This is a genomic window from Vibrio cortegadensis (assembly GCF_024347395.1).
Classification (GTDB): domain Bacteria; phylum Pseudomonadota; class Gammaproteobacteria; order Enterobacterales; family Vibrionaceae; genus Vibrio; species Vibrio cortegadensis.
This window is the reverse complement of the sequence record NZ_AP025474.1, coordinates 1-13,550: the sequence shown is the minus strand read 5'-3', so window position 1 is coordinate 13,550 and position 13,550 is coordinate 1. Positions and strand designations below refer to the sequence as shown.

General features: G+C 39.2%; 10 protein-coding genes and 2 pseudogenes. 2 read left to right on the top strand and 10 right to left on the bottom strand.

Going from position 1 to position 13,550, the window contains the following annotated elements:
- Positions 1-189: 189 nt before the first annotated feature.
- The 6 genes and pseudogenes from xylA to OCV39_RS20095 form a co-directional block, all read right to left on the bottom strand.
- Positions 190-1,509, bottom strand: coding sequence for a xylose isomerase (gene xylA / locus OCV39_RS20120; RefSeq protein ID WP_261890189.1), 1,320 nt, complete (start codon positions 1,507-1,509; stop codon positions 190-192).
- A gap of 184 nt (positions 1,510-1,693) precedes the next feature.
- A pseudogene (locus OCV39_RS20115) lies at positions 1,694-2,400 on the bottom strand (IS5/IS1182 family transposase); the annotation flags it as partial.
- 645 nt (positions 2,401-3,045) lie between these two features.
- The gene (gene xylB, locus OCV39_RS20110; protein WP_261890188.1) at positions 3,046-4,494 is read right to left on the bottom strand and encodes a xylulokinase; all 1,449 of its coding nucleotides are present in this window, start codon (positions 4,492-4,494) and stop codon (positions 3,046-3,048) included.
- A 161-nt stretch (positions 4,495-4,655) separates the two neighbouring features.
- Complete coding sequence (locus tag OCV39_RS20105; RefSeq protein ID WP_261890187.1) at positions 4,656-5,630, bottom strand: aldose epimerase family protein; 975 nt, start codon at positions 5,628-5,630, stop codon at positions 4,656-4,658.
- Positions 5,617-6,798, bottom strand: coding sequence for a XylR family transcriptional regulator (locus OCV39_RS20100; RefSeq protein ID WP_261890186.1), 1,182 nt, complete (start codon positions 6,796-6,798; stop codon positions 5,617-5,619). The genes OCV39_RS20105 and OCV39_RS20100 overlap by 14 nt, the downstream gene beginning before the upstream one ends.
- 402 nt (positions 6,799-7,200) lie before the next feature.
- Entirely contained in the window at positions 7,201-7,893 is a 693-nt protein-coding gene (locus tag OCV39_RS20095; RefSeq protein WP_261890185.1) for a hypothetical protein, read from the bottom strand.
- 97 nt (positions 7,894-7,990) lie between these two features.
- On the opposite strand from OCV39_RS20095, the gene OCV39_RS20090 reads away from it, so the two are divergent.
- Positions 7,991-8,368: a hypothetical protein gene (locus OCV39_RS20090; protein WP_261890184.1), complete on the top strand. Its 378-nt coding sequence runs from the start codon at positions 7,991-7,993 to the stop codon at positions 8,366-8,368.
- Here OCV39_RS20090 and OCV39_RS20085 read toward each other — a convergent pair.
- Together OCV39_RS20085 and OCV39_RS20080 are read right to left on the bottom strand one after the other, a co-directional pair.
- Positions 8,343-8,484 (bottom strand): annotated as a pseudogene (locus OCV39_RS20085) (recombinase family protein); the annotation flags it as partial. The gene OCV39_RS20090 and the pseudogene OCV39_RS20085 sit on opposite strands and share 26 nt — an antisense overlap.
- Before the next feature lie 737 nt (positions 8,485-9,221).
- On the bottom strand, positions 9,222-10,295 hold the full coding sequence (locus OCV39_RS20080) for a replication initiation protein (protein ID WP_113797760.1): 1,074 nt from the start codon (positions 10,293-10,295) through the stop codon (positions 9,222-9,224).
- Between the two features lie 771 nt (positions 10,296-11,066).
- Here OCV39_RS20080 and OCV39_RS20075 point away from each other — a divergent pair.
- Positions 11,067-11,570 (top strand): hypothetical protein, encoded by a 504-nt coding sequence (locus tag OCV39_RS20075; RefSeq protein ID WP_113797768.1) that lies wholly within the window; start codon positions 11,067-11,069, stop codon positions 11,568-11,570.
- 77 nt (positions 11,571-11,647) lie between these two features.
- Here OCV39_RS20075 and cyaB read toward each other — a convergent pair whose 3' ends face one another.
- Positions 11,648-12,199 carry a class IV adenylate cyclase gene (gene cyaB, locus OCV39_RS20070; RefSeq protein WP_171757239.1) on the bottom strand — a complete coding sequence of 184 codons (552 nt, stop codon included), beginning with the start codon at positions 12,197-12,199 and terminating at the stop codon, positions 11,648-11,650.
- Positions 12,200-12,375: 176 nt separating this feature from the next.
- Entirely contained in the window at positions 12,376-13,134 is a 759-nt protein-coding gene (locus OCV39_RS20065; protein ID WP_261890183.1) for a PhzF family phenazine biosynthesis protein, read from the bottom strand.
- Between the last annotated feature and the right edge of the window lie 416 nt (positions 13,135-13,550).

The following is a 13,550-nucleotide window of genomic DNA, read 5'->3' as shown; positions in this document are numbered from 1 at the left end:
TATAGATTATCTGCTCACATCCAATGTGCGCTTTTTAGGCGTTCTCAACAATTATGATATTTAACATATAGCGGATGCGAGGTGTTATTTGAGTGGTTAGTCTCACTAATCGTGACAATTAGATTGGCCTAAATAAAAAGGCGACCACAAATGTGATCGCTTTTAAATTAGTGACTAACTACAGATAATTTATTTAAAAATCACTTGGTTAACTAGATTCTCAAGCATCTCTTGTTTGCCAGAAACATGCTTAGGGTTGATGTCAGTATCTACAGCATGACAAGCTAATTCTTCAAGAGACATTTCACCGCTCATGATTTTAGAACCTAGAGCTTCGCTCCAGCCTTTGTAACGGTCAGCAATATTCTCACCTAAGACATCGTTCTCGATCATCTTAGCCGCTTTCTCTAGAGCTAGAGCCATTGTATCCATACCGCCGATGTGACCGTGGAATAGGTCAGCAGAATCGATTGATTGACGACGAAGCTTAGTATCGAAGTTGAAACCACCAGTTGTGAAACCACCGGCTTTCAAGATTTCGTACATGATTAACGAGTTTTCTTCTACGCTGTTAGGGAACTGGTCTGTATCCCAACCTAGTTGAGCGTCACCGCGATTAGCATCAATAGAGCCAAAAAGACCCAAAGATGTTGCAGTTGCGATTTCATGATGGAAGCTGTGACCAGAAAGAGTCGCGTGGTTAGCTTCGATGTTAACTTTAATTTCGTTCTCAAGACCGAATTCCTTAAGGAAGCCGTAAACAGTCGCAGTATCGTAGTCGTACTGGTGCTTAGTTGGTTCTTGAGGTTTAGGCTCGATTAAGATAGTGCCTTTAAAGCCAATCTTGTGTTTGTGCTCAACAACCATCTGCATGAAGCGACCAAGTTGTTGACGCTCTTGACGTAGGTCAGTGTTAAGAAGAGTTTCGTAACCCTCACGACCACCCCAAAGAACGTAGTTCTCGCCACCTAGACGCATAGTTGCGCCCATTGCGTTAAATACTTGAGTCGCAGCGTAAGCGAAAACTTCTGGGTTCGGGTTAGAAGCAGCACCAGACATGTAACGAGGGTTAGAGAATGCGTTCGCAGTACCCCAAAGAAGCTTCATACCAGTTTCTTTCTGCTTTTGCTCTAAGTAGTCAACCATTTCATGGAAGTTGCTAGCGTACTCTTCTAGGTTGTTGCCTTCAGGAGCGATATCCGTGTCGTGGAAGCAGTAGTATTCAACGCCAAGTTTAGTGAAAAATTCAAAAGCAGCATCAGCCTTCTTCTTCGCAATTTCCATTGGAGTCGCGCCTTTCAACCAAGAGCGGTCAAATGTGTTCATGCCGAACGGATCACTACCTTCCCAGCAGAAGTTATGCCAGTAACAAGCAGCAAAGCGTAGGTGCTCAGCCATTGTCTTGCCTAGAATGACTTTCTTAGGGTCGTAAGCTTTGAAAGATAGCGGATTAGTAGATTCTGAACCTTCGTATTGGATCTTTTCGATACCAGCAAAATGCTCGGTCATAATTTGCTCCATTAGTAAGTAATTTTTATTTCGTAGGCATCATCTTTTTTTATGCTATTTCCTGCAATTATGATTTTTAACAAAAACACCAACCCGGGTGTTTTGTGTGTTCGAGGTCAAATAAAACCCAAAAAAAACGCCAATAAGAATTGGCATCCGTTAAAAACTGATGATTATTTTTACTTAATATCAATACCTGAAATAACATACTGACACTATTTTTTTCTAGTTTTTCATGTCTAATTGAAATAGCTTGATCCTAGCGAAATCATTTTCGACTAAGTGACATGACTTATATGAGCGACAATCCATACCTTCTTTGTCTATACCTTATTCGTAATAGCGCTTAGCAATGACAATGACTCCCCCATACTCCCGAATAAAGAACGGAAAAATCCGCCGTCATCCTCTTATCACAAATAATGGTAATAACTTCATTCAGTTGTCCTACTAAACTTTCAACATGCAATATGTAGTTGCCTTGCCTTTCTGATAAATCAAAACAAATCGGTAAACCTCCACTACCTACTGCCAATGAATTTTCGTTGAATTCCCTCCACGGTTTTACCTGTTTGCTTTCAGTCACGCACTTTGTTCTATGTTGATGTGTTCAAACAAAATAATCATCGAAGAAGTCCCATTGAAAATATATTATTTATAACTGATTGAAAATTAATCTAAAAAATCATTTTTACCAAAAATCAACCATCGATAGACAGTGATCTATTAGCCAAACGTTGGAAGAAGCTCTCGCCATGGAGTACCCTTATTTGGTACAGCCCCCCACTAAAAGGCCATTCTGTGCTCAGGCTTATCATAAATACGACCTGTGCTTTTCATAACGTCCAGTAGCAGTTCCCATCGAATCTCAGCTAACGATGTTCTTAGCATGATTTGGAGTTGTGGTTTGTTTTTGGCAAAAAAGATTATAACGAGGTTGTTAATGATCAAATCAGCCCAAAGGCAGATCTTTCCGCTTCATTTCTAGGATATCCCCCTCACCCAATCACCCACATATTTGCGAGTAATATTCATCGAGTCACGCCTCAGCACTGATAACTTCATGTGTATCGACATCATTTATCCCAAAGCTATTACAACTAGATAAGGAAATAAAGAGTAGGCCTAACTCAAGCGAAATGTCTCAAGACGAACTAGATATGTAGTCAGATATTAATAACCCAATAATGACGCAGATGTGGATGACCGGGTTGATGCCCATAATCCTAATAATGATTATTTAGGTGACTAGATAGTTTAAAGAGTCGAATCAACTCTAGCATAAGTATCAAACTCAGCGGGTAACATAAAACTTTAGTACCAAGAAGAAATACAAAACATGAAGCTTAATAAACAGTTAACCCAGATACCGCCAACAGCTTAAGCGACTGAGAGAAAGCCTGAGTCATTTTGTTCTTCCAAATAAAAAAGGACCGAACATTTCCATGTTCAATCCTCTTTTACCACCCAAATATCCGTTCAGGTCCAAGATCTAATACTTAACCAAACAGCATTTTTTACTTGAGTTTTTTCAGTCTAACCTTTGAATCCTTTGAGTCGCAAGTAAAGTTCTTTGAACGAAGCTCGCTTCATAAGATATTGAGCGTAGCGCTCTTCATCTGGCGTGTAAGTTTCAACAAGAGCAGGAAGAGGACATACATCTTCAACTGAACAGTCTTTATTGACACCAATTTGAGCAAGACGAGCCGCACCAAGAGCAGGACCGATATCACCACCATCACGATAGTTCAGAGTAACGCCCGTAACGTTAGCAAGCATTTGTCGCCAGTAAACGCTACGAGCACCGCCACCAATCAACATAATTTCGTTCGGCACGTCGCTTGCCTCATGCAAAGTGTCAAGGCCATCAGCAAGAGCAAAGCTCACGCCCTCTAAAACAGCCTTAGCCAATTCAGCTCGAGATGTTTTTTCAGTCATTCCGTAGAAAACACCCTTGATGATGGGGTCGTTATGAGGAGTTCTCTCACCTGACAAGTAAGGCAGAAATATAATGCTTGTTTCCTTATCGAGTGACTGGGCTTCGCCAATGATCTCGACAACCGAAGTATCATGCTGCTTAGCAAACCACGCCAGACAAGATGCCGCGCTCAACGTCACTGACATCGTGTGCCATACGTTAGGGATTGCATGACAGAAGCTGTGAAGCGCGTTGTCAGGTGCAGACATGAACTTATCACTAACTGCAAAGTAAACGCCTGAAGTCCCAAGCGAGAGCATTGCTTGACCAGGTTTAATAACGCCTACGCCTATTGCTCCTGCTGCATTATCGCCAGCGCCAGCAACAACTGGGGCGCACGGCATTCCCCAGATTTTTGCAATCTCAGGAAGTACAGAACCAGTAACTTGAGTTCCTTCAAACAGGGTCGGCATGTTAGATAGATCAAGACCAGTACTTTCGAGAAGTTCATCATTCCAATCACGTCGTCCTACATCAAGCCACATTGTCCCCGCAGCATCAGACATATCACACGCGAAATCACCTGTCATTTTATAGCGGATGTAATCTTTTGGCAGAAGAACCTTATCTACTTGTTCAAAAATTTCAGGCTCGTTCTTTTTAACCCACAATAGTTTTGGTGCTGTGAATCCCGGCATCATCATGTTGCCAGTAATTTCGCGAGAACATGGGATCATCTCTTCAATTTCTCGACATTCTTCTGTAGAGCGACCATCGTTCCACAAAATAGCGGGCCTAAGAACATCACCTTTGTTATCAAGCAGTACCGCTCCGTGCATTTGACCTGCTAAACCAATTGCTTCGATGTTAGATAGATCTATCTGCCTTCCTAGCCCGCACATCGCTTCACACGTAGCATTCCACCAATCTTCTGGATTTTGTTCAGACCATAGGGGCTTCGGTTTTGAAACCGTAAGCGACACTGTTTCAGATGCTAAAATATCTCCAGCACTATTGAGGACGATAGCCTTTATACCCGAAGTTCCTAAATCAATACCAATAAACATACATCTCACCTTAAACCGTAATTATTTCTCTGGAATATCTTATCTTTAGCCGACTGCCGCAATTGCGATATTTCACAATTCATATTTGCAGATTGTTATATGTGCTAGCGATCCCATTATTTGTAATGCATATAAAATCAGTCTTAAGACAGGTGTTTTTTCTAATCAATAGATGCCAGATAAACAGTAGTCGACAGAAACGGATTGTCGGGGCAAAATATACACTCTTCCGCATTATTCATATTCACCTGATTAGGGAAGTATTGTGTCTCGAGACAGAAACCAGCATTACGTTTATAAACATCCCCATTTCGCCCAATGACTCCCTCAAGAGAATTGCCAGTATATAGCTGCACACCAGGTAAATCGGTTTTTGCCCTAAGATGAATGCCAGTTTTCTCGCCATAAGCCTCCATGCTAAAGCCTTTGTGATTTAAGACAAAGCAATGGTCGAAACCTCCAGCGACGTCAACCTGACTGTGTTCACCTTTAATAGCGTCACCTATTAAAGTTGGCTCTCTAAAGTCAAATGGCGTGTCGGACACGTCATCAATGCTATCGGGAAGAAGCTTGTTATTTATAGATAAGAAATTGTCTGCATCTATACGTAAATGATGCCCTAAAACGTCATCTTCCTGACTTAAATTGAAGTACGCATGCTGAGTTACATTGAGAGGGGTGCGCTTGTCAGGGGTCGCTACGTAACTAATTTTTAGCTCTCCATTGTCATTCAAGGAGTAAGTGACGCTGAAAGCTATATCACAAGGATAGCCGCCTTCACCTTCCAAAGTTTTCGTGGATAATATTATTTCAGATTCCGTTTCGCTCACGATTTTCCATAGCTTACCATCCAGTCCAGCCTCACCACCATGAAGCGAATTCGTCCCATCATTTTGTGTGAGTTGGTATTCCTTTCCATCGATAGTAAACCGACCCATTTCTACACGATTGGCTATTGGACCAACAACCGCTCCAAAATAAGAGCCATTGTTCTCGTATGACTTTTCGTTATCATGCCCAAGAACGATATTGACTTCTTTTCCTTCTCGATCAGCAACGAAAAAGTTAACAATCGATGCACCAATAGGTGATATATCAACCTTTACGTTATTGTTATCTAATCTATACAACTTCATTTGTCACTTTGTCCTTATATTCCTTTGGTGTCATATTTAGAGATTTAGAGAACACTGAGTACATGTATTGAAGTGATGGGTAGCCGCACATGCTATATATCTCACCTATTTTCAGTTCCGTACTTTCTAGGTAAGAGCATGCCAATTTGAGGCGCGTCTCATGAATTTCGTGATGGATAGTGCAGCCCAACTCACTCTTGAACCGTGACTCTAAATTTGAGCGAGACAATCGAAGTTCATCCAGTACGTGATAGACCTTTATGCCGTTTCTTATGTGGGTTCTTATATAGTGCACAGCCTTTACGACCTCAGGATCACTAACAGAGCGATAGTTCGAACTCTCACGCTCATAAATTCGAACCGATGGGACAACCACTCGACTCTTTTTTATATGCTTCCCTTCAAGAACGTGATGAAGCATTTTTGCTGATTCATACCCAATTTTTTTGCAGTTATGGTCTACCGACGAGAGAGAGATTCGAGTCAAATGTCTGGCGACACGCTCATTGTCTACTCCAATTATGGAAAGGTGATCAGGCACAATTATGCCAGCATGGTCGCAAGCTTGAAGCAGATGTCGGGCTCTAGAGTCGGTAACAGCAATAATACCAGTTCCTCTAGGCAGACTTTTTAGCCACTCAGTCAGGCGATTCATGCCATATTCCCAAGTAAGCGATGATGTACCTAAGCCGCGATAAACCCAGTAATCATGCCCACCGGTGTTCATTATATCTTGGAAACACAACTCTCTTTCTCGCGCCCATCTCTTTCCTTCTGTCTCAGGTAAACCATAAAACGCAAACTCATTAACGCCCTTATCACGTAGATGTTCGTACGCATTGTCTATAACAGACAGGTTATCTGTAGCAACATAAGGGACGTCAGGATAGTTGGCCTCATCTCGATATGAGCTGCCAATCCCAACAACAGGTATATTTTTCTTTAAAAGGATCTCTGATAGCTCGACGTCATCAAAGTCGGCGATGATACCATCTCCATTCCAGTTCAGAACGGCTTCTCTAGAAACTCGAAAATCATCTTCGACGAAAATATTCCATTTTACATTAGTGGTGTGGATGTATTCGCCAATCCCGCTCATGACATCGCGGTCATAAACTTTGTTAGCGTTGAAGAGTAAGGCAATTTTTGGGGCTTTGTTATCTGACATATTATATCCAGACGATAATAAGAGGCGGTACCCCTTACTTATTCGAAATAATAGATGGTTGTAACTGAAGTTGACTCAAAATATATACTAGATCACCCAATGTCGTGAACATTGGTACACAGGGCATATCTAGCTTTTGAGCAATAGAACGGTCGAAAACATCGATAGATTATCTGTTCCCAGTCGTCGGTATTATCTCTGTATAGAACAGCTGTATCTTCGCCAACTGATGCTATTAGCGAGTTAGGATTTAGTCGCATAGTTATAATCACGCGATCCCCCCTGCTTTGCGGTCATAGCAAGACTATCCATCAATCATGGTCCGTAAACAATTACGATATTTAACAGACAGCAGCATAGTTTTAATTTGTGTGATGTCAGGTAAAAAACTATCCGATACCTTTATGGATATACTTCTTTTGCCAAGGTGAGTGCCTCGTCGATGTAGCGCTTTGAACCACTCCAACGAGGGTGGTTAGTTCTAAAGCAATGGGTATCACCTATTTTAAAATGCCACAATCTCCTAGGATGAATCACACTTTGAGTTTCAAGCTCAGGAAAGGTATCTTTTATAAACCGGTCTCGGGCAGAGCCAACCGTAAAAATAGCCACGTTGGGTTTAAGAACTTCAAATTGCGCTCTGAGTAATTTGGCAGAAAGAGATTCAATTACTTTAAACGAAGGAGCTTTCACCGGACTCTTTCCGTAATGGCTCACACAAAACTGGTTTGCCCAAACCGCCGCATTCTCAGGATCCAAACTGTTTGAATTTAAAGCCACTGATGATTTTTTGTAAAACTGACGAAAACGAGATCTTTTTGGAGCTTTAGTATTAAATTCACTTGAGCACTCCATTGATTCCAGAACTGCTTGATCAGTTACAGAATATTCATTTTTGAAGTGACATGTTCTATTTCTCCAACTTCTTGTCTCCTGACCGACGATCATCAACTTACATGAACTACTTTCGTAACTTTTGTGTGGACTAGCTAAAAATAATCCTGACAAGTTTTCATCTTGGAACAATGTTTTTAACTCAACATCGAGCAAAATATCTCTGTGCTTTTCCATCAACAGACTAACTAATGAACTCAATGGACTCTCCTGCTTATCTTAAATATGACAGCAATCTCAGACTCAATACTGAATTGATTCTAAATTGCTTATATATATTCACAAAACCAAGAAGACAATGACACATAAGTATCGAAAAAACATAGAGATAGAGCAAATAAGAGAACGAATAAAGTTACAAGTAGCAGATGATAGTTTGACTGGTGTTATCATTTTTGGAACGTTAGCTGATGAGAGCCCTTTTGATAGTGCTACCTACTCAAGTTGGATGATTAGAAGTGATCAAACTAACTTTGATTTTAACCCTCAAACAAAAAGGGAAATATCGTTAACCTTAGATGAGTTGATAGCGAAACGTGCAGAGATCTCTAGTATGCATACACTGCACGGAATCATATCCATCGAAGATAAAGAAATAACACTAATCTGGACAACAAAAGATATAGCAGACACCAAAAGAGAATTGCTAATTAAAAGTGGATGTTACGGCGATTAATATAATCTCTTAATGTACTTAGCGCTTTGTCGATTAACTTAGCCGTAGGACGCACGCCTAATCCCATTGCTAAGTACTTTTTCAATTTGATCACGTTTAGTTTCAAGCTTTAATTTCTATTTTGGATCTACTAAGGATAATACCAATAACCCATGAGTCTAACTTTCGTTCTCTATGTTTTTGATAAGTTACATCCTAGCTATTGGAGGTGGTACGTAAATAAACGTAATTTGATATTAAATCATGGACTTAATGAATATTATAAAAAATTAAAAAGAAAATGTTGCTGCAGATGTGGTTAAGTGTGTAAATCTTTGATTTTCCACTTATCCACATTGACTATAAAATCTATATTTAGCTATTTAATCTATGTTAACTATAAAAACTATTAGATCTATAGATGCTTGTAACTAATTGAATTTAAATAACTAAAAGGCGTGTTATGATCATTTATTAGGTGTTTAGATGACATGATTAAGGTGTTAATGATCATTTATAAGGCCTTGTTGATCTTATTTAAGGTGTTTAGCTAACAAAATTAAGGTGTAATTGATCTTATATTAGGTATTTAGATAACACAAATTAGGTGCAATGCTGACAATTTTTTCACTTTAGAGGACATTTTCTAGGTGTTATGATCAAAATTAGAGTGATTTAAGCCTTTTGATACTTGGTTTTTTCCTTATTGGGCCTTTTGGCTAGGTATATACTTGATTTATGATACTCCAGCCGTATTTGTATACCTAAATTATGTTATTTATAGTGCTGTTGAGCCTTATTTCTGTCGCTTATTACTGTATAGATAACGAAATTTAGGTGTAAATGCCTGAAATGTGTTATCTATCACAGTATTTTAGTATTCAGGGTTATCACCTATCGCTTTAAGCGAATCAATTTTCTCGAGCATGCTTTCAAGCTCATTGGTGCTGTCTTGTGGCTCTTGTTCTGTCGTTGAAGTGCGCTTTGCAATGCTGAGTTCAATTTGTTGTGCGGTTTCATCACGTCCAATAAAGCGGTATGCGTTGGCCAATTTATCTAACTCTTCAATCGTGAGTTTTTGTCCATGTTGTAGACGCTTGAGTTCTAGCTCTCGAATAACGCTTTGCACATCTTGTAAGTTGAGCTCTTCAAATTTGTCAGATTTGACCCAACGATACAAAAATTTAATGCCCACAATAGAGCGGCCTTGTTTAACCAGCTCATAACCTTTTTCACCTTTGTCACTGTCTAAAAACAGTAACTCTTTGCGTGTGCTTGTATTGGTCGAAAGTTCTTCAATGCTGTCACGGATACAACGCTTCATAAATACGCTGTTATTTTTGAACGAACTTTTGTCTTTCTTTAGTTTTCCGCTTTCATCCAGTAAACCAAACGTTCCTTTGAGCTCGTTTAGCTTCTGAACGTGCATGCCTGTACCGCCTGTTTTAAAGCGACTTAATAGTTCATAAAGGCGTTTGGAGTACTCTTTTTTCACATTGAGAAAATTTTGCGTATTGATTAAAGCAAAGCCTTGGTTGTAATCGATGTACTCTGATTTCAACATATCATTGGGCACCATGGTCAGGATCCCATTTTTATAGGCGATATGTTTAAACAAGGGGCGGTAATCAAATTCAGTGTCATTTTTTTCTGACTCAACTTTGATACCAATTTTCCTACTGGCTAAGCGATTTGCAACAGGACTCAAGTTACTGCCAATGTGTTTTGAGTCGACATTTAACCACTCGGACAATTGATGAGCTGTGAATTCGTAGTGAGGAGTGGTTCGATCCCAATCCCCTTCTGACATATTGGCGATCATTAAAGCAAACATATCGGCTTCGCGAGCTGAGAGATCCTGTCGGCTGAAGACCATTTGATGACCCTTCTTAATATGCTTAGGAAGATTGTCACTGACTACTGGGTAATGATGTGGTTTATTGGCCATTTTAAAAATCTCATGCTTACCTAATCTAGGTATAAGATACCACTATCTAGGTGTTTAGCCTAGCTGACACCTAAAATGTGTTATTAATAGGATGAGAAAATGGCATGAAAAGACATTAGAAAATGAACGATCTATATCTGTGTTATTTTGAGAGAAAATCCGCAATAACTGAGAGGTTTGATGTTTGCTTATTTTAATTCATGTGCAAGCATTCTTGACTTTTTTGTTAGAGGAACTTGTCAATGCTCAGCCTGAGCATTGACAACTACCCATGGTTTATTTCATCTTCTATCATTATGAGATCTACAGTAGGGTGTCATAATCACGTTGTTTGAGCCTGTAGTTGCAACTGTATTAGCTGTATTAGCTGTGTTTGTCGTGGGGGAACGAATTTCATTGCTTGGGTGGGCGGGGATTTTTCTTATTATTGTTTGCTTACTGCTCCAATCAAAGCAAGACGCTCATTGAACAAGCGACTCGATAATCGAGATAAGTAGATTTTTTGCTCTAAAGGTATACTTTCAGTGCCTCACCATACCTCCAACTCACCGTGCTCATGAAATCCTGTTTAATCATTAAGAGTATTCCCATGTGATTTAAGGTCGTTTGGCAAGAAGGATGTACATTCACCATCTTAGTCAGCTTATTTGGTATCGTTAAACACAAGAAACCTTATCGCCAGTGAAGCTTAAGTATTGGTTATTCGCTTAACCTGATGGCTTGTGTTAGACATGGTATCATAGGCAAATGGAATCAAATGCGTCATATGAAATGAAATTATTAGCAGATAAAACAGGTGAGCAGTACCTTCATATTATTGATGTGGATGGAGATTCTATCTTAGTCCAATTTATATCAAATGAAGGAATACCAAAAGGTAAGCCCTTTAAAGACTCGATGAAGGGGCTTCTGCTCGTCGGTTGGACAAAAAGGGCAACGTCTTCTGCCATTGGTTTGCACAGGTTCAAACAAGGTTATTTAGAAGATGCACATGTGAGTTTTGCATTACATCAATTATTTCCATTAGGAAGAATGGTCAAATTACCATCCGGTGATACTGTGCAGATAGCAAGTTACGCAAATACACACTCAGATGGGTATTATATGTATGTTCAAAAGCCTGATGGTTCTAAGCTCGTTCGGATGAAAATGTCCCCGGAGTGGGAACTTTTACCTTCATCGGTGCTACTTGCACTTCCTTATTACCCGAGAGAAAAAACAGAAGAAGAAGTTTATATCATTGATGAATATGATTTATGGGCTCAAGGTTTTTAGAGAGCAATATTGCTCAATAAAGACGAAAAGGGATCATGAGTCAAATCATCACGATTCATGTCTTTCAATATGGTTTGTCAGGCTCCTCTTTCCTCGAACATTTCTTTGTACGATTTTTTCTGTAAACTCGCTTGAGTTAAGTTAAATTGATTGGCTAAAGCTTCGAGATCTGCTTTGTAAATAGAAAGCATTGATTCGTTGTCCGTCATAATCGCAAATTCTGCAAAATCACCGATACCAGCTAATGAATCTACGGTGATATGAAATTGTCCTATGAAATAGATACTGCGTGTTTTCTTAGCTTTGAGTACGACTTCGTACCCCATTGTTTCAAGCATACTTACAGCACGATCAGCATCAGTAATGTTTGTTGCTTCACATTTATCTGTTTCAGGACCTTTTACTATCCACAATTTAATTCCTGACGGCTCCATTGTTCGAATGCAAAGGCTTTTATTTTGGGCCTGTAGAAGTTGATCTGGAGTATCAAAGTACCAATCAGATTCTGCATTATCTTGAAGCATAATTTCATGGGGGATATGACTTAAAGCTTTTAGGAATTCAGTTTTAGAACGAAGCCGATACTTCAATTCTACTTCATATTTACCTTTAAAATGATCACTATTCATATATTACTTCTATAAAAAATTAGGAATTATCGTATTGATAATAAAGAGAATACACTAATGTAAGAAACAAAGTGTTATCAATGTGAGTATGCTTTTCTGCTTATGATTAGTATCAACTTTACTATTATAATGATTCAAAATCAGACGCTTAATATCGAGGGGAAATGATATCTTCATTATGGTTTTCTAATTTTGACTTGAGCTGACAATACGATTGTTGAATCGACACCTTTTTCAACTTCGAAGTATCCGCCAGTACTTGAAAGTTGACTAACAGATAAAGTTCCAGTGCCTAGCTGTTGAAACCAATAGGGAGCAAGCGAACATTGGGCTGAACCTGTCGCTAAATCTTCAAAAATACCGATTTTAGGAGCGAAATAGCGTAAAACATAACTATCCTCAGATCTTTTTGCTGTAATAATAAGAGCATGAAAGTCTGTAATTTTTTCTAATTGTGAGAAGTCTGGTTTAAAGTTAATGACTTCGTCTTCAGAGTCTAAAACTAGAACCAAGTCTCGTGTTGAGAAAGTTTCTATAGGAGGAGAAATTAAGCCTGATATGTCTAAAGGCAGCGAACAGTTTTTTGGTAGCCACATCGGCATGATTATTTTGTATGAACCATTTTTTTCTGAGACTACGACTTGGCCATATTGGCTATTGAGAGTGATTTCTCTCACCTGATATTTTGAAATTAATGCAGCTCCTGCTCCCAAACTTCCATGTCCACAGAGGTTTATCTCACCATCAAGTGTAAACCAACGAATGTAAAAACTGTCGCCAGATTGGACAATAAAAGATGTCACTGGCTGGTTTTGTTTATGAGTTATTTGCAGTAACAGCTCATCACTTGCCCACTCATCTAACTCGACAACACTGCAAGGGTTCCCTTTGGCAGTTTTATTGCAAAATACGTCATATATTTGGGCTTTAATCATGTTTAACTCACTGTTTAAATTGAGTGCTCCATCTTTGATTTGAGGCTATATAACTTAGTTATATGATTGAAGATCATCAAACTCCCCCACTTTTACTTCAGGGTTAAAGATAGCATTTACATTTGAATCACTACTATAGTGAAGCAAGAAAATTTGTTTTTATGCTATCGATTCGATTGTTCTGTTATTCAAATACAGGAGTTGCTATGTGGTTTGTATGGTATGAATAATTTGTCAATGCTCAGGCTGAGCATTGACAAGTTTATGGGGTAAGAGAGAGTAATTTTATTAAATTAGTCATGGCTGTGGTTGTTTCAAGCGTCACATTAGTGATAGCAGCATTGCGAGTGGTATACGTTTATGCTGAGAATGAGTAGAGATTGGTCTGACTAAGGGAAAAGTATGATTAACATCAT

Excerpts from the sequence above, each read along its gene's own strand:
- OCV39_RS20075 (WP_113797768.1), top strand. The coding sequence starts at position 11,067 with ATGAAATTATTAGCAGATAAAACAGGTGAGCAGTACCTTCATATTATT.
- xylA (WP_261890189.1), bottom strand. The coding sequence starts at position 1,509 with ATGACCGAGCATTTTGCTGGTATCGAAAAGATCCAATACGAAGGTTCA.
- OCV39_RS20065 (WP_261890183.1), bottom strand. The coding sequence starts at position 13,134 with ATGATTAAAGCCCAAATATATGACGTATTTTGCAATAAAACTGCCAAA.
- xylB (WP_261890188.1), bottom strand. The coding sequence starts at position 4,494 with ATGTTTATTGGTATTGATTTAGGAACTTCGGGTATAAAGGCTATCGTC.
- OCV39_RS20090 (WP_261890184.1), top strand. The coding sequence starts at position 7,991 with ATGACACATAAGTATCGAAAAAACATAGAGATAGAGCAAATAAGAGAA.
- OCV39_RS20100 (WP_261890186.1), bottom strand. The coding sequence starts at position 6,798 with ATGTCAGATAACAAAGCCCCAAAAATTGCCTTACTCTTCAACGCTAAC.
- OCV39_RS20080 (WP_113797760.1), bottom strand. The coding sequence starts at position 10,295 with ATGGCCAATAAACCACATCATTACCCAGTAGTCAGTGACAATCTTCCT.
- OCV39_RS20105 (WP_261890187.1), bottom strand. The coding sequence starts at position 5,630 with ATGAAGTTGTATAGATTAGATAACAATAACGTAAAGGTTGATATATCA.
- cyaB (WP_171757239.1), bottom strand. The coding sequence starts at position 12,199 with ATGAATAGTGATCATTTTAAAGGTAAATATGAAGTAGAATTGAAGTAT.